This is a genomic window from Saccharopolyspora gregorii (assembly GCF_024734405.1).
In the GTDB taxonomy this organism is placed as follows: domain Bacteria; phylum Actinomycetota; class Actinomycetes; order Mycobacteriales; family Pseudonocardiaceae; genus Saccharopolyspora_C; species Saccharopolyspora_C gregorii.
This window is the reverse complement of the sequence record NZ_CP059556.1, coordinates 904058-928241: the sequence shown is the minus strand read 5'-3', so window position 1 is coordinate 928241 and position 24184 is coordinate 904058. Positions and strand designations below refer to the sequence as shown.

At 73.6% G+C, this 24184-nt stretch carries 22 protein-coding genes; 10 read left to right on the top strand and 12 right to left on the bottom strand.

The features are described from left to right. Nucleotides 1-19: 19 nt before the first annotated feature. From mnhG to mbhE, 7 genes are read right to left on the bottom strand one after another with little or no spacing between them, the layout of a single operon-like run. Complete coding sequence (mnhG, locus tag H1226_RS03980; RefSeq protein WP_224955902.1) at nucleotides 20-367, bottom strand: monovalent cation/H(+) antiporter subunit G; 348 nt, start codon at nucleotides 365-367, stop codon at nucleotides 20-22. Continuing rightward, on the bottom strand, nucleotides 364-630 hold the full coding sequence (locus tag H1226_RS03975) for a monovalent cation/H+ antiporter complex subunit F (protein WP_224955903.1): 267 nt from the start codon (nucleotides 628-630) through the stop codon (nucleotides 364-366). Before H1226_RS03975 ends, mnhG begins: the two co-directional genes overlap by 4 nt. Further along, on the bottom strand, nucleotides 630-1199 hold the full coding sequence (locus H1226_RS03970; protein ID WP_224955904.1) for a Na+/H+ antiporter subunit E: 570 nt from the start codon (nucleotides 1197-1199) through the stop codon (nucleotides 630-632). Before H1226_RS03970 ends, H1226_RS03975 begins: the two co-directional genes overlap by 1 nt. After that, nucleotides 1196-2725 (bottom strand): Na+/H+ antiporter subunit D, encoded by a 1530-nt coding sequence (locus H1226_RS03965; RefSeq protein WP_224955905.1) that lies wholly within the window; start codon nucleotides 2723-2725, stop codon nucleotides 1196-1198. Before H1226_RS03965 ends, H1226_RS03970 begins: the two co-directional genes overlap by 4 nt. Beyond that, the gene (locus H1226_RS03960) at nucleotides 2722-3156 is read right to left on the bottom strand and encodes a Na(+)/H(+) antiporter subunit C (protein WP_224955906.1); all 435 of its coding nucleotides are present in this window, start codon (nucleotides 3154-3156) and stop codon (nucleotides 2722-2724) included. Before H1226_RS03960 ends, H1226_RS03965 begins: the two co-directional genes overlap by 4 nt. Then, entirely contained in the window at nucleotides 3153-3722 is a 570-nt protein-coding gene (locus tag H1226_RS03955) for an MnhB domain-containing protein (RefSeq protein ID WP_224955907.1), read from the bottom strand. Before H1226_RS03955 ends, H1226_RS03960 begins: the two co-directional genes overlap by 4 nt. After that, nucleotides 3719-6115, bottom strand: a complete 2397-nt coding sequence (gene mbhE / locus H1226_RS03950) for a hydrogen gas-evolving membrane-bound hydrogenase subunit E (RefSeq protein ID WP_258346644.1) — start codon at nucleotides 6113-6115, stop codon at nucleotides 3719-3721. The genes H1226_RS03955 and mbhE overlap by 4 nt, the downstream gene beginning before the upstream one ends. A 491-nt stretch (nucleotides 6116-6606) precedes the next feature. Between mbhE and H1226_RS03945 the strand changes: the two genes are divergently transcribed. The 5 genes from H1226_RS03945 (at nucleotide 6607) to H1226_RS03925 (ending at nucleotide 12451) form a co-directional block, all read left to right on the top strand. Continuing rightward, nucleotides 6607-8304 carry a serine/threonine-protein kinase gene (locus tag H1226_RS03945; RefSeq protein ID WP_258346636.1) on the top strand — a complete coding sequence of 566 codons (1698 nt, stop codon included), beginning with the start codon at nucleotides 6607-6609 and terminating at the stop codon, nucleotides 8302-8304. A gap of 112 nt (nucleotides 8305-8416) precedes the next feature. After that, a complete protein-coding gene (locus H1226_RS03940) occupies nucleotides 8417-9226 on the top strand; it encodes a purine-nucleoside phosphorylase (protein ID WP_258346623.1) in 810 nt (269 codons plus the stop codon). A gap of 308 nt (nucleotides 9227-9534) precedes the next feature. After that, on the top strand, nucleotides 9535-11205 hold the full coding sequence (locus H1226_RS03935; protein WP_224968407.1) for a phospho-sugar mutase: 1671 nt from the start codon (nucleotides 9535-9537) through the stop codon (nucleotides 11203-11205). A gap of 16 nt (nucleotides 11206-11221) precedes the next feature. Then, complete coding sequence (locus H1226_RS03930) at nucleotides 11222-11674, top strand: flavodoxin family protein (protein WP_258346595.1); 453 nt, start codon at nucleotides 11222-11224, stop codon at nucleotides 11672-11674. A gap of 438 nt (nucleotides 11675-12112) precedes the next feature. Next, nucleotides 12113-12451, top strand: coding sequence for a hypothetical protein (locus H1226_RS03925; protein WP_224955913.1), 339 nt, complete (start codon nucleotides 12113-12115; stop codon nucleotides 12449-12451). Between the two features lie 55 nt (nucleotides 12452-12506). Here the strand turns inward: H1226_RS03925 and H1226_RS03920 are convergent, their stop codons facing one another. From H1226_RS03920 to H1226_RS03900, 5 genes are all read right to left on the bottom strand, one after another. Next, complete coding sequence (locus H1226_RS03920) at nucleotides 12507-13676, bottom strand: glycosyltransferase (RefSeq protein WP_258346573.1); 1170 nt, start codon at nucleotides 13674-13676, stop codon at nucleotides 12507-12509. A gap of 79 nt (nucleotides 13677-13755) precedes the next feature. Further along, nucleotides 13756-14136 carry a type II toxin-antitoxin system death-on-curing family toxin gene (locus H1226_RS03915; RefSeq protein WP_224955916.1) on the bottom strand — a complete coding sequence of 127 codons (381 nt, stop codon included), beginning with the start codon at nucleotides 14134-14136 and terminating at the stop codon, nucleotides 13756-13758. Between the two features lie 14 nt (nucleotides 14137-14150). After that, on the bottom strand, nucleotides 14151-14357 hold the full coding sequence (locus tag H1226_RS03910) for a type II toxin-antitoxin system VapB family antitoxin (protein WP_224955917.1): 207 nt from the start codon (nucleotides 14355-14357) through the stop codon (nucleotides 14151-14153). A gap of 49 nt (nucleotides 14358-14406) precedes the next feature. Continuing rightward, entirely contained in the window at nucleotides 14407-15030 is a 624-nt protein-coding gene (gene upp, locus H1226_RS03905; RefSeq protein ID WP_224955918.1) for a uracil phosphoribosyltransferase, read from the bottom strand. 113 nt (nucleotides 15031-15143) lie between these two features. Further along, nucleotides 15144-16277 (bottom strand): glutathione-independent formaldehyde dehydrogenase, encoded by a 1134-nt coding sequence (locus H1226_RS03900; protein ID WP_224965980.1) that lies wholly within the window; start codon nucleotides 16275-16277, stop codon nucleotides 15144-15146. 183 nt (nucleotides 16278-16460) lie between these two features. Between H1226_RS03900 and H1226_RS28065 the strand changes: the two genes are divergently transcribed. From H1226_RS28065 to H1226_RS03875, 5 genes are all read left to right on the top strand, one after another. Then, complete coding sequence (locus H1226_RS28065) at nucleotides 16461-20426, top strand: nSTAND1 domain-containing NTPase (protein ID WP_309148779.1); 3966 nt, start codon at nucleotides 16461-16463, stop codon at nucleotides 20424-20426. A 98-nt stretch (nucleotides 20427-20524) separates the two neighbouring features. Next, complete coding sequence (locus tag H1226_RS03890) at nucleotides 20525-20827, top strand: CU044_2847 family protein (RefSeq protein WP_258349331.1); 303 nt, start codon at nucleotides 20525-20527, stop codon at nucleotides 20825-20827. Nucleotides 20828-20888: 61 nt separating this feature from the next. Further along, nucleotides 20889-21866: a deoxyribose-phosphate aldolase gene (gene deoC, locus H1226_RS03885; protein ID WP_258346525.1), complete on the top strand. Its 978-nt coding sequence runs from the start codon at nucleotides 20889-20891 to the stop codon at nucleotides 21864-21866. Beyond that, the gene (locus H1226_RS03880; RefSeq protein WP_258346510.1) at nucleotides 21863-23296 is read left to right on the top strand and encodes an aldehyde dehydrogenase family protein; all 1434 of its coding nucleotides are present in this window, start codon (nucleotides 21863-21865) and stop codon (nucleotides 23294-23296) included. Before deoC ends, H1226_RS03880 begins: the two co-directional genes overlap by 4 nt. Next, nucleotides 23286-24170 carry an aldehyde dehydrogenase family protein gene (locus H1226_RS03875; RefSeq protein WP_258346491.1) on the top strand — a complete coding sequence of 295 codons (885 nt, stop codon included), beginning with the start codon at nucleotides 23286-23288 and terminating at the stop codon, nucleotides 24168-24170. Before H1226_RS03880 ends, H1226_RS03875 begins: the two co-directional genes overlap by 11 nt. Nucleotides 24171-24184 lie beyond the last annotated feature (14 nt).

Sequence of the window (24184 nt, the reverse complement as noted above, 5' to 3'; positions counted from 1 at the left end):
CGCAGCGCACGCACGTCGATCAAGGCCGGTCGTGTTCGCGCTCGATGCGCTCGCCCATCTCGTCGACGACCAGGTTCTCCCGCCGGATGCTGTCCGCCCGGTACGCCGCGCGCCCCACCAGCTGCGCCAGCACCGGGGCGGTGAGCATCTGGAACAGCGCGACCAGCGCCAGCGCCAGCGAGTAGTGGAAGTCCAGCTGCAACGCGGTCCCGATCAGCACCAGGATCAGCCCGAGGGTCTGCGGCTTCGTCGCCGCCTGCAGCCGGGCGGTGACGTCCGGGAAGGTCAGCAGCCCCACCGCGCCGAGCAGGCAGGACAGCGCGCCGAGCACCAGGCAGCACGCGGAGATCACATCGAGCACGCTCACCGGTACGGCTCCTTCTTCTCGACGAGCCGGGCCGCGCTGGTCGAACCGATGAACGCCAGCAGCGCGAACGTGGTCAGCAGCGCGATGTTGGAGCCGTCCCGCAGCCAGCCCATGCTCACGCAGGTGCCCGCCACGATCAGCGTGACGATGACGTCCAGCGCCACGATGCGGTCCAGCGTCGACGAGCCCATGATCATCCGGATCAGCGCCAGCAGCGCCGCCAGGCACAGCAGCGCGAAGGTCACGACGAACACGACGTCCATCAGGCGTCCTCCTTCCCCGCGGTCCCGGCGGAGTCCTCGATGCGGCCGACGAGCTCCAGCTCCGCTGCGGAACCGACGGCCCGGACGATGCGGCGCTCCAGCGCCAGCACCTCGCGCCGCACCAGCTCCTCGCCGCCGGCGCGCATGCCGAGCGCGTACACGTAGCAGATGCGGTGCGCCCGGTCGATCTGCATGACGAACTTGCCGGGCGCCAGCGAGACCGCGTTGGCGACCATCGCGGTGAGGTGGTCGGAGTCGGTCAGCAGCGTCACCCGCACGATGCCCGCCCTGGTCCGCGGCCCGTACCGGACCGCCTGCCAGGACACCCGCACCGTGGACACCACCAGGTCGACCGCGAGGTAGCAGACCAGCCGCAGCAGGGACAGCGGCCGCACCACCATGTGCGTGGTGACCGGCGGCAGCGGGAACACGAGCGTCACCAGCAGCGCCACCAGCAGGCCGAACACCAGGGTGCCCAGGTCGAGGGTGCCCCACAGCAGGATCCACACCGCGGTCAGCCACAGCACCAGCGGCAGCCTGCGCAGCGCCCGTCGGGCCGGCGTGGTCATCGCGCACCTCCCAGCACCGCTTCGCGGTAGGTCGTGCCCTGCATCAGGTCGTCCGCGGCGCGCTCGCTGACCCCGGCCAGCGGCCCGGCGACCAGGGCGATGACCACGCTGGCGGTGACCAGGACGCCGGTGGCCGCGACCATCGGCCGGGTCGAGTTCCCGGTGCCGACGACGAGCTCGTCGTCCGGGTCCGGGTCGGCTTCGGGCGCGCGGACCTGCCCCCAGAACGCCCTGGTCCACACCCGCGCCATCGCGTAGAGGGTGAGCAGGCTGGTGAGGATCGTCCCGGCGGTGACCGCGTAGGCCGACCAGGTCCCGGCGCCGATGCCCGCTTGCAGCAGCGCCAGCTTCGCGACGAACCCGGAGAACGGCGGCACCCCGGCGAGGCTCAGCGCGGGCAGCGCGAACAGCACCGCGATCATCGGCGCCGCCTTCGCCAGCCCGCCCATCCGGCTCAGCGCCACCGTGCCGGTGTGCCGGGTTATCAACCCGCTGACCAGGAACAACGTCGCCTGCACGGTGATGTGGTGCACCACGTAGAGGATCACGCCAGTGAGCCCGATGACGTCGTAGACGCCGAGCCCGAACAGCATGTAGCCGATGTGGCTGACCAGCAGGAACGACAGCATCCGGTTGAGGTCGTTCTGCGCGAGCGCGCCCAGCGCCCCGACCAGCATGGTGACCAGCGCGATCACCAGCATCAGCGTCCAGCTGCGGTCGTGGCTGAACACCAGCGTCTGGGTGCGGATCAGCGCGTAGATGCCGACCTTGGTGAGCAGTCCGGCGAACACGGCGGTGACCGGGGCGGGCGCGGTCGGGTAGCTGTCCGGCAGCCAGAAGTGCAGCGGCACCATCGCCGCCTTCACCCCGAACACGATCACCATCATCAGCCCGAGCGCCACCTGCAGCCCCTCGGGCAGCAGCGCGACCTTCCCGCCGAGGTCGGCGAGGTTCACGGTGGCCGTGGCCGCGTACACCAGCGCGATCATGGTGATGAACAGCAGCGACGAGGTGAGGCTGACGATCACGTAGGTCATGCCCGCGCGCACCCGGCTGGCCGTGGTGCGCCGCGTGATCAGCACGTACGAGGAGGACAGCATGATCTCGAACGCGACGAACAGGTTGAACAGGTCGCCCGCGAGGTAGGCCAGCGACACCCCGGCGCACAGCACCAGGTACATCGGGTGGAACGTGGTGCTGGCGCGCTCCCGGCCGTAGTCGGTGAGCCGCTGCCCGATCGAGTAGATCAGCACCGCGAAGGTCACCACTGCCGAGACGACCAGCAGCAGCGCCGAGAGCCGGTCGGCGATCAGCGTGATGCCCGCGGGCGCGGCCCAGCCGCCGATCTGGAGCACGACGGGCCCGGTGCGGTCGGTCAGGTACAGCAGGAATCCCGCGTCGGCGATGATCGCGGCGAGCACGACCAGCCCGATGATGCGCTGGAAGTCGGCGAACCGGCCCAGTGCGAGGGACATCCCGGCCGCCGCCAGCGGCAGCAGGACGGGCAGGGCCACGAGGACCGTCACTGGGTGGCCTCCCGTTCGAGTTCGTCTTCGTTCGCCTTGTCGTCCTCGGATTCGGCGAGCCTGCGTTCCAGCCGCCGGATCCGGCGGTCCTCGACGTCGTCGCGGACCTCGTCGTGGCCGAGCAGCACCCACGAGCGGTAGGCGAGCGCAAGCAGGAACGTGGTGAGCGCGAAGGTGATCACGATCGCGGTCAGCGCCATCGCCTGCGGCAGCGGATCGGTCATCTGCTCCGGTGCGGCGTCGCCGAGGATCGGGGCCCGCCCGGGCGGTCCGCCCGCCAGCTGCAGCAGCAGGTTGGCGCCGTGCCCGACGATCACCGTGCCGATCAGGATGCGCATCAGCGAGCGCTGCATGAGCAGGTAGAACCCCGCGGAGTACAGCGCGGCCAGCACCACGGCCATGGTGAGGTTCACGGTGAGGTTCGCGGTCATGCCTGTCCCCTCTCCGCCGCGGCCGCGTCGGCCTCCACTCCGGAGCCGAGCGTGCGCAGCAGGTCCAGCACCACGCCGATGATCAGCAGGTAGACGCCGATGTCGAGCAGGATGCTGGAGACGAACTTGATCTGGCCCAGCAGCGGGACGGAGATCTTGAAGATGGCGCTCTCCAGCAGTTCCTGCCCGAACACCAGCGGCAGGAACCCGGTGAGGGTGGCGATGGTGAGCCCGAGCCCGATCAGCACGGGAGGCCGCAGCGAGATGATCGCGCTGTCGTCCATCCGGCCGCCCGCGAGGTAGCGCAGCGCGAACGCCTGCCCGGCCACGAGGCCGCCGCTGAAGCCGCCGCCCGCCCGGTCGTGCCCGGCGAACAGCAGGTAGATCGACAGCACCAGCACGGTCGGGAACACGATGCGGGCGGCGAGTTCGAGCAGCACGGCCCGTTCCCGGCCGTCGCGGGGGAAGCCGGACAGCAGCCAGCGCTCCCGCGGGGCGTCCCACCCGGTCCACGGCACGCCGGGGCGTTCCCCGTTGCGGGGGGCGGTGATCCTGGGGTCGGTCATGACTGCTCCTCCTCCTCCTGGCGCCGCCCGTTCCCGTTCCCGCTGAGCACGACTCCGGGGCGTTCCGCGGGAGCCGTCGCCTGCGCGCCGCGCGAGCTGCGGCGCCTGCGGTCGAACCGGGAGGCCAGCACGAGGCTGGCGACACCGGTCGCGGCGACGGCGAGCACGGAGATCTCGCCGACGGTGTCGAACGCGCGGAAGTCGACGAGGATCGCGTTGACGATGTTGGTGGCCCCGGCGCCTTCCTCGGACTGCGCGATGAAGTCGGCGCTGACCGCCGGCGGTTGCTGCCGCGCCGCGCTGAACAGCACCGCGCCGAGCGCGATGACCACCCCGCCCGCCACCGACAGCGCCAGCTTCGGCCAGCGCAGCGACCGCGCCGCGTCGCCCTTGGTGAACCGCGCGGGCAGCCGCCGCAGCACGAACACGAACGCGACCATGGTCAGCGTCTCGACCAGGAACTGGGCGAGCGCCACGTCCGGCCCGCCGTCCACGATGAACAGGCCGCCGATGCCGTAGCCGATCACGCCGACGAGCAGCACCGCGGTGAGCCGCCGCTTCGCCCGCACCACCGCGATCGCCGCGATGATCACCAGGATCGCCAGCGGGATCTGCAGCAGGTTGTGGTGCAGCGCCATGTCCGCGGGCACGTGCGCGTGGTAGACCAGCACCGATCCGGGGACGGCGACCACCGTGAGCAGGATGATCGCCAGGTAGGTCGGCAGCGAACCGACCTGGGTGCGGCCGGTGACGCCGACGGCGGTGCGCTCCAGCAGGGCCATGATCCGCTCGTAGCCGCGCTGCGCGTCGAGCGGCTTCGGCAGCCTGCGGCGCAGCGCGGTGAGCGGGACGCGCATCGCGTGCACCCACAACCCAGCGGCGACCGCGACCACCGAGAACAGCAGCGGCAGTTCGAAGCCGTGCCACAGCTCCAGGTGCAGCGGGTCGACCCCGGCGCCGTACACGGCGGCGTAGGAACCGGCGAGCTCGTCGGTCAGCGGATACCCGATGCCGAGCACGACCCCGGCGAACGCGGGGATCGCGGCGGGCACCAGCAGCACCGCCCCGGGCTGCTTGCCCCCGGTGGGGGCCACGCCCGGTTTGCGGGCGAACGCGCCCCACAGCATCCGCGCGCTGTAGGCCACGGTGAACACCGAGCCGAGCAGCAGCACGAAGTCGATGAGCAACCCGGTGCCGCCGCCCTCCTCCAGGAACGCGCCGAACGCGGCCTCCTTGCCGAGGAAGCCCAGCATCGGCGGCAGGCCCGCCATCGACGCCACCGCCAGCGCGGCGATCGTGGCCAGCGCGGGCATCCGCCGCCCGAGCCCGGACAGCTCCCGCACGTCCCGGGTGCCGGTCTGGTGGTCGACGATGCCGACGACGAGGAACAGGGTCGCTTTGAACATGCCGTGCGCCAGCAGCATCGCCGCCCCGGCCAGCGCGGCCGCGTAGGTGCCCTGCCCGACGAGCACCATCAGGAACCCGAGCTGGCTGACGGTGCCGTAGGCGAGCAGCTTCTTCAGGTCCGTCTCGTGCAGCGCCCGCCAGCCGCCGAAGACCATCGTGATCAGGCCGAACACCACGGTCGGCAGCCACCACTCGGGCACCCCGACGAACACCGGGCCGAGGCGGGCGACCAGGAACACCCCGGCCTTCACCATGGAGGCCGCGTGCAGGTACGCGCTGATCGGGGTGGGCGCGACCATCGCGGTCGGCAGCCAGTTGTGGAAGGGCACCTGGGCCGACTTGGTGAGCGCGCCGACGAGGATCAGCGAGGCCGCGACGGCCAGCGGGGTGCCGCCGGGCGGCTCCGCGACGATCTCCGAGATGCGGTAGGTGCCCGCGGCCTCGCCGAGCACCACGAAGCCGAGCAGCATCACCAGCCCGCCCATCGTGGTGATCATCAGCGCTTGCAGCGCCGACCGCCGCGACTCCCGGCTGATGCCCGCCTGACCGACCAGCAGGAAGGAGCAGACCGTCGTCAGCTCCCAGAACACGTAGACGGTGAGCAGGTCGTCGGCCAGGATCAGCCCGAACATGGTGCCCGCGAACGTCAGCAGCAGCGGTGCGGAACGCCGGGCGTCACCGCTGCCCGCGTGGAAGTACCCGATCGAATAGACCAGCACCAGCACCCCGATGCCGGACACCAGCAGCGTCATCAGCACCGCGAGCGCGTCCAACCGGAAGGTGAACTCCAGGCCCAGCAGCGGCGACCACGGGACCTCCTCCACGATGGCGTCCCCGCTGAGCACCGCCCCGGAGCGCGCGAGCACCCAGGTCAGCGCGGCCGCCGGTGGCAGGGCGGCGATCGCGAAGGCCATCCCGGTGTTGCGCCGGGCTACGATCGGCAACGCCAGAGCCACCAGCAGGTGGACGAGGACGAACGCGGACAAGGGCACCTCCTCGGCGAGCCGGTGATCAGACCGTGGACCAGGCGACCCCGTGGAATTGTTCGTCACTCACGCTGCGCCCACCATCGCGCGGCCCCACCGGGGGTCCGATGGGGCCTTCGGGCACTCCCACCGACCCGCCGGGTGGCGGGCGACGAGCGGTGCGTGACGGGGTCGCCGAACGGTTTGCTCCCGCTGGCGGTGGTCCCGGCCGCGCCCAACTTATCCGAATCGCCCCGACTGGTCATAATCCCGAGCCGCGCCGCCGGGGCCGCGAACGGCGCCGGTCGGCCGGGTTTTCCCGTTGGCGCGAAATAATCTTGGGCACCTGGTGCGGTGACCGGCCGGAACCGACCACGTGGGAAACTTCACTACCGGTAACACCGCCGTCCCGCCCAGCGGACTCCGCTGAACACGCTGAGTGATATCCGCTGTTGGCAGGTGAACGGGCGGGTTTGGACCGGACCCGACGACGCGGGGTGGAGAATGAGCGGGTGCCCACGACTGAGGAAGAGGCCGCCGCAGGCGCCGACCGGCTGATCGCCGACCGCTACCGGCTGGAGCAGCGCATCGGTGGCGGCGCGATGGGCATCGTGTGGGCGGGCACCGACGAACTGCTGCGCAGGCCCGTGGCGGTCAAGGAGGTGCTGCTGCCCCGGGGGATGCCCGAGGGCGAGGCCGCCGAGCTCCGGGAACGCGCGCTGCGCGAAGCGCGGGCGATCGCGCTGGTCACCCATCCCAACGTGGTGACGCTCTACGACGTGGCCCGGCACGAGGGCGAACCGTTCGTCGTCATGGAACTGGTGCCCTCGCAGAGCCTCGCGGCGGTGCTCGCCGAGCACGGCGCGCTCGGCGACCCGCAGCTGGCGCTGGTCGCCGACGGCGTGGCCGCCGCGCTCGACGCCGCGCACCGGGCGGGCATCGTGCACCGCGACGTGAAGCCGGGCAACGTGCTGATCGGCGACGACGGGCGGATCAAGCTCAGCGACTTCGGCATCTCCCGCAACGTCTCCGAGCACACCATCACCTCCACCGGGATCATGCTCGGCACCCCGGCGTTCATCGCCCCCGAGATCGCCTCCGGCGAGGCCGTCACCGACGCCGCCGACCTGTGGGGGCTGGGCGCGACGCTGTTCGCCGCCTCCGAGGGCACCGCGCCCTACGGCGCGAACGACGACCCGCTGGCCACCATCACCTCGGTGGTGCGCGGGCCGGTCCCCGCCCCGCACCGGCCCGGGCCGATCGGCGAGATCATCGCCGGGCTCATGGTCAAGGACCCGGCGCAGCGGATGACGGCGCAGGAGGTGCGCCGCCACGTGCAGGACCTGCTGCCGCCCTCCGGCACCCGGCCGTTCGAGATGCTGCTGGACCCGGAGGCGCCGACGGTGCGGGTGCGCAAGGTCCCCAGCACCTCGCCGAACACCGCCCCCGGCACCGCCACCGACGAGGAACCGGCGCCGCTGGCCGCCGACCCCGGCCCGCTGCCGTTCATGCTCAGCGAACCGCCGCCCGCGCCGCGCAGGCGGTTCCGCTGGGGCGCGGTGGTGCTGGGCCTGGCGGCCGTGGTGCTGTTCGCCGCCTCCACCGCGGGTGGGTTCGCCGCGACCCGCGCGCTCGCCGGGCACGACGTGCTGCCCGAGATCACCACTCCCGCTCCGTCCCAGCCGGCCACGCCGCGGCTGGCCCGCTACGTCGACGAGGCCAAGCGCAGCCAGCAGGGCGGCGGCGGTTTCGAGGTCGTCGCCCCCGAGGGCTGGGACGTGTTCCGCGGCAGCCGCAACCAGCCCACCGAGAGCATGGTGGTGTACCTGATCTCCCCGGACGGCCGCGCCGAGGTCGCCGTGGAGCGGTTCGAGGGCTACTACGGCGACCGCTCCACCGCGCAGGACTACGTGGACGTGCTCCAGGAGCGCTCCGCGGGCGAGCACGGGACCTTCCGGCTGGAGGAGGACCGGCCCACCGGCGCCACCGACGAGGTCAGCGGCGAGACGGACCGCTTCCTGCGCTACACCGCCAGCCAGGGCGGCGTGATCGGACCGGCCGTCGCCGACTCCGAGCGCAGCACCACCTCGCAGCTGATGCCCCGCGGCAGCGACCTGTGGGTGCTGCGGGTGACCACGCCGCTCGACCAGCCCGGCGCCCACCAGCGGCTGTTCGACGAAGCGCTGGGGGGCTTCCAGATCACGTCCTGAGCCCGGGGCCCGTTCGACCGAGCGGTGCGGCCGGACGGGCGAACCGCCCGGGTGATCGCCGCCGCCGGTCGACGGCGGAGGCGGGTCGCGGAGATGACTACGCTGAGCGGTCGTGACTCCTTCTGCTGATTCCGACCCGTTCGCCACCGCCAGCGCCGCCGCGGCCGCCCTCGCCGAGAGCACCGGTGCCGCCCACCACGACCTCGCCGTCGTGCTCGGCTCCGGGTGGCGGCCCGCCGCCGAGGAGATCGGCTCCCCCGTCGCCGAGGTGACCATGTCCGACCTGCCCGGCTTCGAACCGCCGAGCGCCAGCGGGCACAGCGGCCGGATCTGGTCCGTGCCGGTCGCGGGCAAGCAGGTGCTGGTCTTCCTCGGTCGCACCCACCTGTACGAGGGCAAGAGCATGAACTCGGTGGTGCACGGGGTGCGCACCGCGGTCGCCGCGGGCTGCCGGACCGTGGTGCTCACCAACGCCGCGGGCGGGTTGCGCGAAGGCATGTCGGTCGGGCAGCCCGTGCTGATCAGCGACCACGTGAACCTCACCGCGCGCTCCCCGCTGGTCGGGCCGCACTTCGTGGACCTCACCGACCTGTACTCGCCGCGGCTGCGCGGTCTCGCCCAGGAGATCGACGACTCGCTGGAGGAGGGCGTGTACGCGGGGCTGCCCGGACCGCACTTCGAGACCCCGGCCGAGATCCGGATGCTGCGCGGCTCCGGCGTCGACCTGGTCGGCATGTCCACGGTCGCCGAGGCGATCGCCGCGCGCGCCGCGGGCGCCGAGGTGTTCGGGCTGTCGCTGGTGACGAACCTGGCCGCCGGGCTGTCCGGGCAGCCGCTGAACCACCAGGAGGTGCTGGAGGCGGGCAAGGCTTCGGCCGGCCGGATGGGCAAGCTCCTGCGCTCCCTCGTCGAGTCCGCTTGATCCCGGTCTGGTCGGTGCTCCTGTTGCGTTCGGGCCGGGTGGCGGAACCTCAGCGGCCCCCTCGCTGCGGGATCGTTCTCACCGGTGGCTCCGAAACGCCGTGCTCGCGAGGAAACCGCTGAGAACCCGCGGCTGGTTCCGCTGCTTCGGTGGTCGGCGGCTCAGCGGCTTCGCCGGTGGCAGGACGAGGGTCCGCTCCCGGGCGGTCGCGGTTCGGCTTGTTCGGGATGTGCTGTTTCGAGATCATCTGCGTGCCGTGGCACGCGCCGAGCCGGTTGCGGCCGGTCCACCAGCGAAGGAGTGACGTCGTGGTCAGCACTCAGCACCTCGATCCGGGGTGCGTGGAAGCCGCGCGGGCCTGGATCGGCGCGGACGTCGACGAGGCGGCGCGCGCCGAGCTGACCGCCGTGCTCGACGCCGCCACCGGCGGGGATCCGGACGCGGCCGCGGACCTGGCGCAGCGCATGTCGGGGATGCCGACCTTCGGCACCGCCGGGCTGCGCGGCGCGGTCCGGGCCGGGGCGAACGGCATGAACCGGGCCGTGGTCGTGCGCACCACCTGGGGCGTGGCCCGGTGGCTGGCCGAGCGGGGGCTGGGCGGCGGGATCGTCGTCGTCGGCCGCGACGCGCGGCACGGATCCGCGGAGTTCGCGGCGGACACCGCCGACGTGTTCGCGGCCGCCGGGTTCGACGTGCGGGTGCTGCCCGGAGCACTGCCCACGCCGGTGCTGGCGCACGCGTCCCGCGCGCTCGGCGCGGTCGCGGGGGTGCAGATCACCGCCTCGCACAACCCGCCGCAGGACAACGGGTACAAGCTGTACCTCTCCGGCGGCACCCAGCTGGTCGGCCCGGCCGACGCCGAGATCGAGCGGTGCGTCGCCGCGAGCCCGCCCGCCGCCGAGGTGCCGCGGCGGCGCGAGCACGCGGTGCACGAGCGGGCGCTGGCCGACTACCTGGCGCCGGTGGCGGCGCTGCCCCGCGGCACGGCGCGCGCGCTGCGGGTGGCGGCGACCGCGCTGCACGGCGTCGGCGCCGGACCGCTGCAAGAAGCCCTGGAGCTCGCCGGGTTCACCGACGTGCACTGGGTGCCCGAGCAGGCCGGGCCGGACCCGGACTTCCCCACCGTCGGCTTCCCGAACCCGGAGGAGCCGGGCGCGACCGACCTGCTGCTGGCGCTGGCCGCGGACGTCTCCGCGGACCTCGCGATCGCGCTCGACCCGGACGCGGACCGCTGCGCGCTGGGCGTCCGGGACGGCGACGGCTGGCGGATGCTGCGCGGCGACGAGACCGGCGTGCTGCTCGGCGAGCACGTGCTCTCCGGGCTCGACCGGGCCGCGCACCCGGACCCGCTGGTGGCGACGACGATCGTGTCGGCGACCATGCTGCGCTCCCTCGCCCGCAAGCACGGCGTGCGCTACGACGAGACGCTCACCGGGTTCAAGTGGCTGGTGCGCTCCGGCGACGGCAGCGGCACCGGGCTCGTCTACGCCTACGAGGAGGCGCTCGGGCACTGCGTGGACCCGGACCGGGTGCGGGACAAGGACGGCATCTCCGCTGCGGTGCTGGCCTGCGACCTGGCCGCGACGCTGCGGGAGCGGGGGCGCGACCTGCCCGGCCTGCTCGACGAGCTCGCCGCCGAGCACGGCGTGCACCGCACCGGGCAGGTCTCGGTGCGGGTCACCGACCTCGACGAGATCGCCGCGACGATGCGCCGCCTCCGCGCCGATCCCCCCGCCGAACTGCTCGGCACCCCGGTGCGGGTGCGGGACCTGCTGCCGGACACCGACGCGCTGGTGATCACCGGGGAGGGCGGGCTGCGGCTGGTGGTGCGCCCGTCCGGCACCGAGCCGAAGCTCAAGTGCTACTTCCAGGTGGTGGAGGCGGCGAACGGCGATCTCGCGGCGGCGCAGCGGCGGGCCGGCGACCGCCTCGACCGGCTGGACGCCGCCGTCACCGAACTGGTCCGCGAGGACTCCTGACCGAACGGAGGGGCCGATGCCCAGGCTGCTGATCGTGCACCACACGCCCTCGCCCGGGATGCAGGCGATGTTCGAGCAGGTCGTGGCCGGTGCGACCACGGAGGAGATCGAGGACGTCGAGGTCGTGCGCACCGCCGCCCTGGCCGCGACCGCCTCCGACGTGCTCGCCGCGGACGGGTACCTGCTCGGCACCCCGGCGAACCTGGGCTACATCAGCGGCGCGCTGAAGCACTTCTTCGACACCGTCTACTACCCCTGCCTGGACTCGACCGCGGGTCGCCCGTTCGGCTGCTGGGTGCACGGGAACGAGGGCACCGAGGGCGCGCTGCGGGCCATCGCGTCGATCACCTCTGGCCTGTCGTGGCGGCAGGCCGCCGAACCGGTGGTGCTGTCCGGCACGCCCGACCAGGCGGACCTGTCCGCGTGCTGGGAACTGGGCGCCGCGGTCGCGGCGGGCCTGATGCCCTGATCGCCGCGGGACCGCGCACTCCCGCGGCGGGGAGCGGTTCGGCGCGTCCGCGGGCGGGCCGGGCCGGTCGGCCGGGAGCGGGTCCGCGATCTTGCGCGGGTCGGCCCGCTCCGCTGCCCGATCTGCGTCCGAGCGTGCCCGTACGCGCAGATTTTCCTTTGGCAGGGCCGGAAACCCCCCTGTTGATCTTGATCGATCATCACCCGGTATGGTGATCTACGTCGCCGGGACGCGCACCCGTGCGGCGAACGGGGCGCCCTGGGCGATGGCCCGCCTTCCCTCAACTGTCGAGTCGAGTTCGGGGCGTCCCTCCCGCACCTCGCCGGGGAACCGGCCGACCAGCGCGCCACCGCCGCGGCGAAGCCTGCCCGGACCTCGGCCGACCGCTCACCGCACCGACGTTCGACCAGGTCACCGGCCACGCGTTACCCTTTCACGGTGAGTGAGGAAACGATCGAACTCGAACTCGACGACTCCGGTGTCTCCGTTGATCTGCCCCAGCCCGAACATCCCGGGGACCAGGTGCACGGGGTGCCCTACCGGCCGGTCGAGTTCCGCGACGACGATCTGCCGACCGCATTGGAACGGTCCGCCCGCTGGCTGCGCGAAGCGCAGTCCTGGTTGGGCGAGCCCGTGGACGTCATCGCAGTCCACCTGGACTACGACGACCGCAAAGGTGCGCCGTACTACGAACTGAAGTTGCTCTGCAACGAAGAGGACCTGGCCGGCGCGCCACTCGCCCTCCGCAAGCACGAAACGGATCAGGTCGAAGACTGACCGCTGACGGAACCCACCGTGTGGCCCGTTCCGCGGAACGGGCCACACCCGGGCGTCAGCTCCCGCTGCGGCGCCCCTTCCAGGACGCGGTCCCGCTCAGCACCCGGACCGCCCCGTCCAGCAGCACCCCGCCGAACAGCGCCCCGGTGAACGGGGCCAGCGGCGCCAGCTCCGGCCCCGCCCGCATGTAGCGCGCGGTGTGCGCGTGCGCGACGCCCTGCGCCACCCAGCCGATCACCCCGGCCGCGGCCAGCAGCGGTCGCCGCCGCCGGACGCCGAACCCGAGCGCGACCGGTGCGGCCAGCGACAGCGCGACCTGCCCGAGCCCGCCGCCCAGCAGGACCGGCACCGACTGCCGGGTACCGGCCACGAAGCTCTTCCGGAACGACGCCCAGCCCTGCGCGAACGGGTCCATGCCGGTGGTCGTCACGTGGTCCAGCCCGTCCACCAGCCGCGTGACACCGCCGTGGTCGCGGACCGAGGTGGCGAGCGCGACGTCCTCGTTGCGCAGCCCGGCCATCGACTCCCAGCCACCGATCTTGTCGTAGTGCGAGCGGCGCAGCAGGATGCAGTGCCCGATGGCGAAGGCCTTGGCGCCACGTCCGTCCGGCGCGGCGTTCTCCCCGATCAGCTGCAGCCCCGGCGGCATCAGCAGCGGCCAGGCCGCCGAGCGCCGCGGCGGCGGCCCGCCCGGCGTGGAGACCAGGTCCGCGTCCACGGCGTCGGCGGTGAGCAGCAGCCTGGCCAGCAGGTCGGGGGCGAGCACCGTGTCCGCGTCGACGAACAGCAGCCACTCCCCCGCCCCGGGCGGCCCGGCCGCCTCGACGCCGACGTGCATCGCGTGCACCTTGCCCGCCCAGCCCGGCGGCGGGCCGTCCACCCGCACCACCCGGATCCGCTCGTCCGCGGCGGCGTGCGCGCGGGCGAGGTCCCCGGTCCCGTCGGTGGACCCGTCGTCGACGACCACGACGCGCAGCGCCGCCGGATCACGGTCGGCGTAGGTCTGGGCGCGGATGCCGCGCAGGCAGTCGTCGATCACGGCGGCCTCGTCGCGGGCCGGGACGACGACGGTCACCGCGGCCGGGAACACGCCCGGATCCGGCGGTGCCTCGTGCAGCGGGACCAGCGCGCGGACCTGGCGCACGGTGCGGACGCTGCGGTAGCAGGCCCCCGCGACCGCTCCTCCCAGCAGGGCGGCGGCGACGGCGGATCCTCGGTGAGCCACCGGTCCAGCGTCCCACGAAACGGGCGAAACACCCGAGATCGGCAGGGCGAACACCTCGGGAACGGCACGCGGCCGGCGCTCACCCCTTGGGTTCGGCGCAGCGCTCCAGGAAGTCCGCGATCTCGGCGACCTCCCGCTTGTCGCGCCCCACGTCGCGCACCAGTTGCAGGGCCTCGGTCTCGTCGGCGTCGATCCACCAGCCGTTGACGTCGCACATCGCGACCGCGGCGACCCAGCCGAGCCGCCAGTTGCCCTCCACCAGCGGCCGGGTGCGCACCAGGGAGTCCAGCAGCGCGGCCGCCTTCAGCCACAACGTCCCGTAGGCGGGAACGCCGAGCACCTCGGCCCGCGGCCGGTACGCGGCCGAGTCGAGCAGGCCGCTGTCCCGCACCACCAGGTCACCGCGGGTGACGGCGGTGGCGAGCAGCAGCAGATCGGAAGCGTCGAGGTAGACGAGCACCGATCAATGATCGATCATGCGGGTCCGAGGTCGTCCAGCAATCCCCGGTAGTGCGGCAGCACCCGCTGCACGACTTCGCCGAGCTGCTGGTCCTTGCGCTGCCGGGCCCACCGCTCGGCGAGCGCGGCGCGCACGATCTCCTGCTTGGAGCGGCCTTCGGCGGCGGCGAGCTCCGCCAGCCGAGCGCTCTCCTCGTCGGTCAGCCGCAGCGTCATGGCCATGGACCGGATGGTATCTCGCTGGTACCACCCGGTCCAAGGTGCGCTCGGGTCACACGGCGCCGTACTCGCGGTCCCCCGCGTCGCCGAGGCCGGGGACGATGAAGCCGGACTCGTTGAGCCGCTCGTCGATGCTGGCGGTCACGACCCGCAGCGGCAGACCGGAGTCCGCCAGGTGCTGGACGCCCTCCGGGGCGGCGAGGGTGCAGATCGCGGTCACGTCGGTCGCGCCGCGCTCCACCAGCAGCCGGATGGTGTGCAGCATCGACCCGCCGGTGGCCAGCATCGGATCCAGCACCAGCACGGGGAGGCCGGAGAGGTCCTTCGGCAGCGATTCCAGGTACGGCGTCGGCTGCAGCGTCTCCTCGTCGCGGGCGAGCCCGACGAAGCCCATTTGCGCCTCCGGGATGAGCCGGTGCGCCTGGTCGGCCATGCCGAGCCCGGCGCGCAGCACCGGCACCAGCAGCGGCGGATTCGCCAGCCGGTACCCGGTGGTGCGGGCCACCGGGGTGTGGATCGGCGCTTCGGCGACCTCGGCGTCGCGGGTCGCCTCGTAGATCAGCATGAGGGTGAGTTCTTGCAGCGCTGCGCGGAAAGCCGCGTTCTCGGTGCGCGCGTCGCGCATCGTCGAGAGCCTCGACTTCGCCAGCGGGTGGTCCACGACCCGTACGTCCATGGCCGAGGACAGTAACGGCCGCGACCACCGCGGGCGGCGGCGGAGACCGGCGGATGTGCGCCAGATCCCGCCCGCGCCGGTCCCCGAGGGGCGGGGAGCCGGCGCGGTCGGCGTCACGGGTGCAGGACGACCTTGGTGTAGCCCTCGATCCGCTGATCGAACTTGCGGTAGGCGTCCGGCGCCTCGGACAGCGACAGCTCGTGCGAGACCACGAAGCTCGGCGCCGCCCGTCCCGCGGTGATCATGTCGCGGAGCTGGCGGTTGTACCGCTTCACGTTGCACTGGCCGGTGCCGACGACCTGCCCCTTCTCGAACATCTTGCCGATGGCGACCAGCAGCATCCCCTGCTTGGCGTTCTCGTCCGGGCCGCCGGGGTCGGCGGGCACGTACAGGCCGGGGACGCCGAGCCGCCCGGTGGGCCGGACGGTGTGGATCAGCGAGTTGAGCACCACGGCGGGTTCCTCGGTGCCCGCGTCGGCGGTGTGCGCCTGGTAGCCGACGGCGTCCACGCCCTTGTCGGTGCCCACGCCCTCGGTCAGGTCCTTGATCTGCTCGACGGGGTCGCCCGCGCTGAAGTCGATCGGGATGGCGCCGATCTCCTCGGCCTTCGCCAGCCGCTCCGGGATCCGGTCCACGCAGAACACGCGGGAGGCGCCGCGCAGCAGCGCCGAGTAGGCGGCCATCAGGCCGACCGGCCCGGCGCCGTAGACCGCGCAGGTCTCCCCCGGCGACACCTGTGCGAGCTCGCAACCGTGGTAGCCGGTGGGGAAGATGTCGGCGAGCAGCACGTAGTCGGCTTCCTTGCTGGAGTCCGGCGGCAGCACCAGGCAGTTGAAGTCGGCGAACGGCACCCGCAGGTACTCGGCCTGCCCGCCGGTGTACGGGCCCATCGCGACGTAGCCGTAGGCGCCGCCCGCGAATCCGGGGTTGACCGTGAGGCAGAACGCGGTGTTCCCGGCCGTGCAGTTCGTGCAGAAGCCGCAGGCGACGTTGAACGGCATCACGACCCGGTCGCCGCGGTTCAGGCCGACGACCCCGTCCCCGACCTCGTCGACGATGCCGAGGTTCTCGTGCCCGAACACGATGCCGGGTTCGGCGGCGGTGCGGCCTTCGTACATGTGCAGGTCGGATCCGCAGATCGCAGTGGAGGTGACGCGCACGATCACGTCGTTGGGGTGCTGGACGGCGGGTCGGTCGACTTCGTCGACGGTGACTTCGAACGGTTCTCGGTAGACCACTGCCTTCATGGGGAACCACCTCCGGAGTACCGGTGTCCGGTGCGCGCCCCGTGCCGAGGTGCGCGCTGCTTCCGGATTACCCCGCACCCCACGACCTAGCGTCCTCCTTTCGAGTGGGGAGGTTGCGATTCCGGGATGAACCAGGAATCCGCACCACCCGCACCACCCGGTTGGTTAGGTTCACCGGCGGACGTGATCGACGGCGCGAACCGGGGGTGGCGCGTGCGGCCGGACGACGAGCATCGGCAGGACCCGCTCGGCACCGCCCTGGTCCGGCTGCGGGCGGGCGGCGAGGTCGTCGGCGCGGGCGTGCTGCTCGCCCCGGACCGGGTGGCGACCTGCGCGCACGTGGTGGCCGCGGTGCTCGACGCCGACGCGGAGGCCGTCGACGCCCCGGCGGGCGCGGTCCGGCTGGAGTTCCCGTTGCTGCCGGGCGCCCCCGAGGTCGACGCGGAGGTCGCGGACTGGCGTCCGATCCGCCCCGACGGCCGCGGCGACGTGGCGATCCTGCGGGTCACCGGCCCCGTCCCCGCGGGCGCCCTGCCCGCACCGGCCCGGGTGACCGGCGAGGTGTGGCGGCACCGGTTCCGGGTGTTCGGCTTCCCGCACGGCCACGACGACGGGCTCTGGGTGACCGGCGAGCTGCTGGGCGCGCAGGGCACCGGCTGGCGGCAGATGCGGGCCGGCCCGCACCAGCCGACGATCCGGCCCGGCTACAGCGGCACCCCGGTGTGGGACGAGGAGCTGCGCTGCGTCGTCGGGATCGTGGTGACCTCGGCGACCGACAGCGACACCACCGCGCACCTGCTGCCGACGGCCGAGCTCGGCGAGTCGTGGCAGGCGGGCCTGCTCAACCCGTACCGCGGTCTGCGCGCGTTCGAGGAGCGGGACGCGCCGTACTTCCACGGCCGCGAGGAGGACGTCGACGCGGTGCTGGCCGTGCTGGACCGGGAGGGACGGCTGGTGCTGGCCGGGGCCTCCGGCGCGGGCAAGTCCTCGCTGGTGCGCGCGGGCCTGCTGCCGCGGCTGCGGGCGCGCGGCACGCGGATCCACGAGGTGCGGCCGGAACCCGGCGCCGTGCCGGACGCGGTGCTCGCCGAGGTCCCCGCCGACGCGGAACTGCTGTTCCTGGACCAGTTCGAGGAGTACGTCGGCGCCGACCCGGCCGCCGCCCGCGCCCTGCTGGAGCGGCTCGCCGACCAGCCCGCGGGCGGGCCGCGGCCGGTGCTGACGCTGCGCCCCGGTTCGCTGGAGGAGCTGGCGGGTGCGACCACCACGACCTGGCTCAACGAGTGCACCCACCTGCTCGGCCCGATGACCCGGGAGCAGCTGCGCGCCGCGATGACCGGCCCGGCGGCGGCAGCGGGCGGGTTGGCGTTCGAGGCCGGGCTGGTGCAGCGGATCCTGTCCGACGCGCCGCCCGAACCGGGTTCGCTGCCGCTGGTGTCGCTGGTGCTGGACCTGCTGTGGCAGCACCGGGTCGGCGGCTTCCTCACGCACGACGCCTACGAGCGCATCGGCGAGGTGCGGGGCGCGCTGAGCCGCACCGCCGACGCCGCGTTCGCCGCGCTGCCCGCGCGGGACCGGGACGCGACGCGACGGCTGCTGGTGCTGCTCACCAGGCAGGACGGCGGTGGCTTCGCGCGCAGCGCGCTGCGGTGGAGCGAGATCCCGCCGCGGCTGCACGACCTGGTGCGCGAGCTGGCCGCGCGACGGCTGCTGGTGATCGAGGACGGCCCCGAGCCGCGGGTGGAACTGGTGCACCAGGCGCTGATCACGCACTGGGACCGGCTGGACGGCTGGCTGCGCGCCGACGCCGAGTTCGTGGCCTGGCAGGAGGAGCTGCGCGGTGGCGTGCGGCGCTGGCTGGACTCCGGCCGCGAGCCCGAACTGCTGCTGCGCGGTGCGGCGCTGACCACCGCGGCCGAGCACCTCCGCGCCCGGCCGGACTGGCTGACCCCGGACCAGCAGGACTTCGTCCGCCACGGCGAACGGCACGCCCGCCGCCGCAGCAGGCAGTGGTGGACGATCACGGCGCTGGCGGTGGTGCTCGCGCTGGTCGCCTCACTGCTGGCGCTGGGCCTGCACCGGGGGAACCGGTCGTTGAGCGAGCGGATCCACCAGATCAACGCGGGACAGCTGGTGGCCACCGCGCGGGAGCAGTCGATCCCGCGGCCGCGCGTGGCGCTGCAACTGGCGCTGGCGGCCTGGCACGAATCGCCCGGTGATCCGTCGGCGTGGGGCCTGCTGCTGGAGCAGCGGGCGAAGATGCAGGGGGTGCGCGCCGTGCTGCCGATCCCGCCCGGGGAGCTGCGCGACGCGTCGGCGTCGGCGGACGGGCGCACGGTCCTGGCGCTGACCCCCGGCGAGGTCGGCCCGACCCCGCTGCACGTGGTGCGCGGGGTGGGCCGGGCGCGGCCGCAGGTCCGGACCTTGCCGACGCGGGACGTGGTCCAAGCGGAGCTCAGCGCGGACGGCGAGCTCGTCGCGGTGGCGGACCGGTGGAACGCGGTGTCGCTGTGGGACGCGGCGACGGGCCGGGAGCTGGGCGTGCTGCCGGGTCCGAGGCCATCGGTGGCCCCGGACCTGTCCGGCGCCGGGCCGGTCCTGCGGTTCAGCGCGGACGGGCGCCACCTGCTCTACCTGCCGTCGCGGACGGCGACCCCGGGCGCCGAGGTGGTCCCGGTGCTGTGGGACGTGGCGCGGCGCGCGGAACTGCCGCCGCCGCGGATACCGCTGAACGCGGTCGCGGACCTGTTCCCGACCGGTGATCCGGCATCGGTCGTCGTGCTGGTGCCGGGCGGTGACGTGCTCACCACCTCCACCCGAGGTGCGCCGCAGGTCGTCAGCGCGGACGCGAGGGCCAACGGGGTGATCGGCGACGGCACCCGGGTGCTGCGCTGCGATCAGGGCGGAGCACCGGTGGTGCTGGACGTGGCGACCGGCGCCACCGTTCGGCAGGTGCCCGGGGCGGACTGCCCGCTGTCCCTCGATCGAGCGGGCCGCTACCTGGTGGAGCGGGGCTCGACCCTGCTGGACCTGGGGACGGGGCTGCGGTACGCGCTCGGGCTGGTGAACGGCCCCGTCTCGCAGGGCCGGCTGATCACGGCGTTCCCCGGCGGCGGCGGGACGGTCACCGGCGTCTTCCTGGAGCAGGACGCGCTGTTCACCGCGACCCTGCCGCCGCCGCTGGGCCTGCCCGACCCGGGCCAGGTGTCGCAGCCGCTGGCCACCTCCGCGGACGGGACGAAGTCCGCCGCCCACGACGAGGACGGGGCGCTGCTGCTGCTCGGCCGCAGCCGCAGCGACGTGCTCGCGCGCGGTCCGGCCGCGGGCGGGAACACCGAGGTGCTGTTCAGCGGGGACGGCTCGCTGCTGTACGAGACGCGGCCGGACCGGCTGGTCGTGTACGACGCCGACGATCTGCACGTGGAGCAGGAGATTCCGCTGCCGCCGCAGGAGGATCCGCCGCCGATCGCCGAGCTCGGGCCCGGCGAGGTCGCCGTGCTCAACGCCGGTGCGCTGCTGCGGCTGGACCCGCGCACCGGGCAGCGGATCGCCGTCGACCCGCTGCCGGCGACACCGGTGCCGCCGGAGGGCGCGGGCGCGCTCCTCGCCCGGCCCGGGCATCCCGGTGAGCTCGTGCTCGCCTGGGGCGACTCGGTCCACCTCTGGCGGCTGGACGGCCCGGGCGGAGCGCCCCGCACCGTCCGCACCATCCCGCTCCCGGGCGACGAGGCCACCGGCCTGACGACGTCGCCGGACGGCGCGCAGCTGGTGATCTCCACTTCGACGCGGGCGCGGATCGCGGACCTGGACACCGGTCGGCTGGTGTCCGAGGTGGACACCCTCGGCCGCATCGCGGCCTTCGTCCCCCCGCTGCTGGTCGAAGAAGGCTCGGCACCGGAGGTGTGGTTCACCCCGCAGCGCCGCGCGATCGCCCAACCGGCGTTCACCGACGCCACCACCTCCTCCGACGGCCGGTCGCTGGTGGTGCGCTGGAAGGACCAGGACCCGGTGCGCGTCCCGCTGGACCCGTGGGAGCTCGTCGGCGAGCTGTGCCGCATCGACGACCACGAGTTCACCGCGGAGGAACGGGCCCTGCTGCCCGCCGACTCCCACCCGGACCGCCCCTGCTCGGTGCTCGACGAACGGTGATCCGCCCCGATTCCGCCCCGCCGCGGCCCGCCGGAGCGCTAACTTGATCTCGGATCGGTTCACCGGCACGGGAGCGGAACACGGGTCGAGTGGTCAGCATGCCGCTGGCGGGCGGCGGCGAGGTGCTCATCGAGGCCGCCGAGGACGCCTCGGGCGCGCAGCGCGTCGGCCGCGGCGACGTGGTGCGGCGCGCCACCGAGACGCTGCAGGAGTCGCTGGGCAAGGTCCGCCCGGCCGCGGAGGCGGTGCTCGACGAGTTCCGCCGGATGGACACCACGCCGTCGAAGATCAAGGTGCAGTTCGGCGTCAAGCTCACCGGTGAGGCGAACCTCGCGGTCGCGAAGAGCTCCGGCGAGGCCAACTTCACCGTCACGCTGGAGTGGGAGCCGAAGGACTCCTGAACGGCCGGTTCGGCTCTCGGAGGGATCGAGGCCGGCGCCCCGCTGACCTAGACTGCGCGGCATGGTCGAACCACTGGACGGTCCGCGCACCGGCGCGCTGCCGCCGGACCTCGCCGAGGTCACCCGGGACGAGCGGTCGCTGCGGCGGTTCCTGCACGGCCTGCCCGGCGTGGACCAGGTGGGGCTGGAGCAGCGCGCCGCGGGACTCGCCACCCGCAGCATCAAGAAGGACGCCAAGGCGTGGGCGATCGACACCGCGATCGGCATGGTGGACCTGACGACGCTGGAGGGCGCCGACACCGAGGGCAAGGTGCGGGCGCTGGCGGCGAAGGCGCGCCGGCCGGACGCCGAGCACCCGGACGTTCCGCCGGTGGCGGCCGTCTGCGTGTACCCGGACCTGGCGGCGACCGCGGTGGCGGCGCTCGCGGGTTCCGGCGTGGGCGTGGCCTCGGTGGCGACGGCGTTCCCGTCCGGCCGCTCGGCGCGGCGGGTCAAGCTGGACGAGGTGGCGCTCGCGGTGTCCGCCGGAGCGTCCGAAGTGGACATAGTGATCGACCGGGGCGCGTTCCTGTCCGGGCGCTACGGCCAGGTCTTCGAGGAGGTCCAGCAGGTGAAGGCGGCCTGCGGCGACGCGCACCTGAAGGTGATCCTGGAGACCGGCGAGCTCGCCACCTACGACAACGTGCGCCGCGCCTCCTGGCTGGCGCTGCTGGCGGGCGGCGACTTCATCAAGACCTCCACCGGCAAGGTCTCGCCCGCCGCGACGCTGCCGGTGACGACGCTGATGCTGCAGGCCGTGCGGGACTGGCGGGACCGCACCGGCGAGCCGCGCGGGGTGAAGCCGGCGGGCGGCATCCGCACCACGAAGGACGCGATGCGCTACCTGGTGGCGGTGCGCGAGGTCGCCGGGCCGGAGTGGCTGACCCCGGCGCTGTTCCGCTTCGGCGCGTCGAGCCTGCTGGGAGATCTGCTGATGCAACGACGAACGCAACGCACCGGCCACTACGCGGCCGCGCACCACGTGGCGGTGGACGCATGAGCGGCTGGGAGTACGCGCCCGCGCCGGAATCGGCGGCCGTGGCGAACCTGCGCGACCGGTACCGGATGTTCGTGGACGGCGAGTTCACCGACGGCGCCGGCACCCCGCTGACCACGCTCAACCCGGCCACCGGCGAACCGCTCGCCGAGGTCGCCACCGCCGCTCAGTCCGATGTGGACACAGCAGTGCGGGCGGCGCGGCGCGCGTTCGAGCGGACCTGGGGCCCGATGCCGGGCGCCGAGCGCGCGAAGTACCTGTTCCGCATCGCCCGGCTCATCCAGGAGCGCGGCCGGGAACTCGCCGTGCTGGAGACGCTGGACAACGGCAAGCCGATCAAGGAGGCCCGCGACTCCGACATCCCCACCGCCGCGGCGCACTTCTTCCACCACGCGGGCTGGGCGGACAAGCTCGGCTACGCCGGGTACGGCCCCGAGCCGCGGCCGCTGGGCGTCGCCGCCGGGGTGATCCCGTGGAACTTCCCGCTGCTGATGCTGGCGTGGAAGATCGCCCCCGCGCTGGCCTGCGGCAACACCGTGGTGCTGAAACCGGCCGAGACCACGCCGCTGTCCGCGCTGGTGTTCGGCGAGCTGTGCCAGGAGGCCGGGTTGCCACCCGGCGTGGTGAACGTCCTGCCCGGGTCGGGTGACGTGGGCGCCCAGCTGGTCGCGCACCCGGACGTGGACAAGGTCGCGTTCACCGGCTCCACCGCGGTCGGCAAGGAGATCCAGCGGACCCTCGCCGGGACCGGGAAGAAGCTCACCCTGGAGCTCGGCGGCAAGGCCGCGAACATCGTGTTCGACGACGCGCCGCTGGACCAGGCCGTGGAGGGCGTCGTCGGCGGCATCTTCTTCAACCAGGGCCAGGTGTGCTGCGCCGGATCCCGGCTGCTGGTGCAGGAATCGATCGCCGAGGAGCTGCTCGGCAAGCTGCGCTCGCGGGTGGAGCTGCTGCGGGTCGGGGACCCGCTGGACAAGAACACCGACGTCGGCGCGATCAACTCGGCCGAGCAGCTGGCCCGCATCACCGACCTCGTCGCGGCCGGGGAGGCCGAGGGCGCGACCCGGTGGAGCAGCTCCTGCCCGCTGCCGGAGCGCGGTTTCTTCTTCTCCCCCACCGTGTTCGGCGACGTGCAGCAGTCGATGCGCGTGGCACGGGAGGAGATCTTCGGCCCGGTGCTGTCGGTGCTGACCTTCCGCACCCCGGACGAGGCGATCGCCAAGGCGAACAACACCCCGTACGGCCTGTCCGCGGGCGTGTGGACGGAGAAGGGGTCCCGCGCGCTGTGGGCGGCGCAGCGGCTGCGCGCCGGCGTGGTGTGGGCCAACACGTTCAACCGGTTCGACCCGACCGCGCCGTTCGGCGGCTACCGGGAATCCGGGTTCGGCCGCGAGGGCGGCCGCGCCGGTCTGGAGGCATACCTTGACGTCTGAGCAGCACGAGACCGGCCGGGTCGCGGTGGCCAAGACCTGCAAGCTCTACGTCGGCGGGAAGTTCCCCCGCTCCGAGTCCGGCCGGGTGTACCCGGTGCGCGACGCGGCGGGCGCGCCGCTGGCGAACGTGGCGCACGCCTCCCGCAAGGACCTGCGGGACGCGGTCGCGGCCGCGCGCGGGGCGTTCCCCGGCTGGTCCGGGGCCACCGCCTACAACCGCGGGCAGGTGCTGTTCCGCATCGCCGAGGTGATGGAGGGCCGCCGCGCCCAGTTCGGCACGGACGTCGCCGCCGCGGAGGGCCTCGGCGCGGACGAGGCCGCGGCGGTGGTGGACGCGGCGATCGACCGGGTGGTGTGGTTCGCGGGCTGGACGGACAAGATCGCGGGTGTGCTCGGTGCGGCGAATCCCGTCGCCGGGCCGTACTTCTCGTTCAGCGTGCCGGAACCGAGCGGGGTCGTCGGCGTCCTCGCCCCGCAGGATTCCTCGCTGCTGGGTCTGGTCAGCGTGCTCGCGCCGGTGCTGGCGACCGGCTGCACCGCGGTCGTGGTGACCAGCGCCGAGCGCCCGCTGCCCGCGGTGACGCTGGCCGAGGTGCTGGCGACATCCGACGTGCCGGGCGGGGCGGCGAACCTGCTGACCGGGCGGGCCGCGGAGCTCGGTCCGTGGCTGGCCGCGCACGGCGAGGTGGACGCGCTCGACCTCAGCGGCGCGGACGCGGAACTGCGCCCGGAGCTGGAGCGGGCGGCGGCGGGCACCGTGAAGCGGGTGCTGCGCGCCGGCCGGGGTGCACCGGACTGGACGGCCGCGCCCGGCCTGGAGCGGCTGCGCGCCTTCACCGAGGTCAAGACCACCTGGCACCCGGTGGGCACCTGACCGTCCGCCGCGAA

Excerpts from the sequence above, each read along its gene's own strand:
- H1226_RS03930 (WP_258346595.1), top strand. The coding sequence starts at position 11,222 with ATGCCCAGGCTGCTGATCGTGCACCACACGCCCTCGCCCGGGATGCAG.
- H1226_RS03955 (WP_224955907.1), bottom strand. The coding sequence starts at position 3,722 with ATGACCGACCCCAGGATCACCGCCCCCCGCAACGGGGAACGCCCCGGC.
- H1226_RS03890 (WP_258349331.1), top strand. The coding sequence starts at position 20,525 with ATGCCGCTGGCGGGCGGCGGCGAGGTGCTCATCGAGGCCGCCGAGGAC.
- H1226_RS03970 (WP_224955904.1), bottom strand. The coding sequence starts at position 1,199 with ATGACCACGCCGGCCCGACGGGCGCTGCGCAGGCTGCCGCTGGTGCTG.
- deoC (WP_258346525.1), top strand. The coding sequence starts at position 20,889 with ATGGTCGAACCACTGGACGGTCCGCGCACCGGCGCGCTGCCGCCGGAC.
- H1226_RS03900 (WP_224965980.1), bottom strand. The coding sequence starts at position 16,277 with ATGAAGGCAGTGGTCTACCGAGAACCGTTCGAAGTCACCGTCGACGAA.
- H1226_RS03975 (WP_224955903.1), bottom strand. The coding sequence starts at position 630 with ATGGACGTCGTGTTCGTCGTGACCTTCGCGCTGCTGTGCCTGGCGGCG.
- H1226_RS03910 (WP_224955917.1), bottom strand. The coding sequence starts at position 14,357 with ATGGCCATGACGCTGCGGCTGACCGACGAGGAGAGCGCTCGGCTGGCG.
- H1226_RS03960 (WP_224955906.1), bottom strand. The coding sequence starts at position 3,156 with ATGACCGCGAACCTCACCGTGAACCTCACCATGGCCGTGGTGCTGGCC.
- upp (WP_224955918.1), bottom strand. The coding sequence starts at position 15,030 with ATGGACGTACGGGTCGTGGACCACCCGCTGGCGAAGTCGAGGCTCTCG.
- H1226_RS03880 (WP_258346510.1), top strand. The coding sequence starts at position 21,863 with ATGAGCGGCTGGGAGTACGCGCCCGCGCCGGAATCGGCGGCCGTGGCG.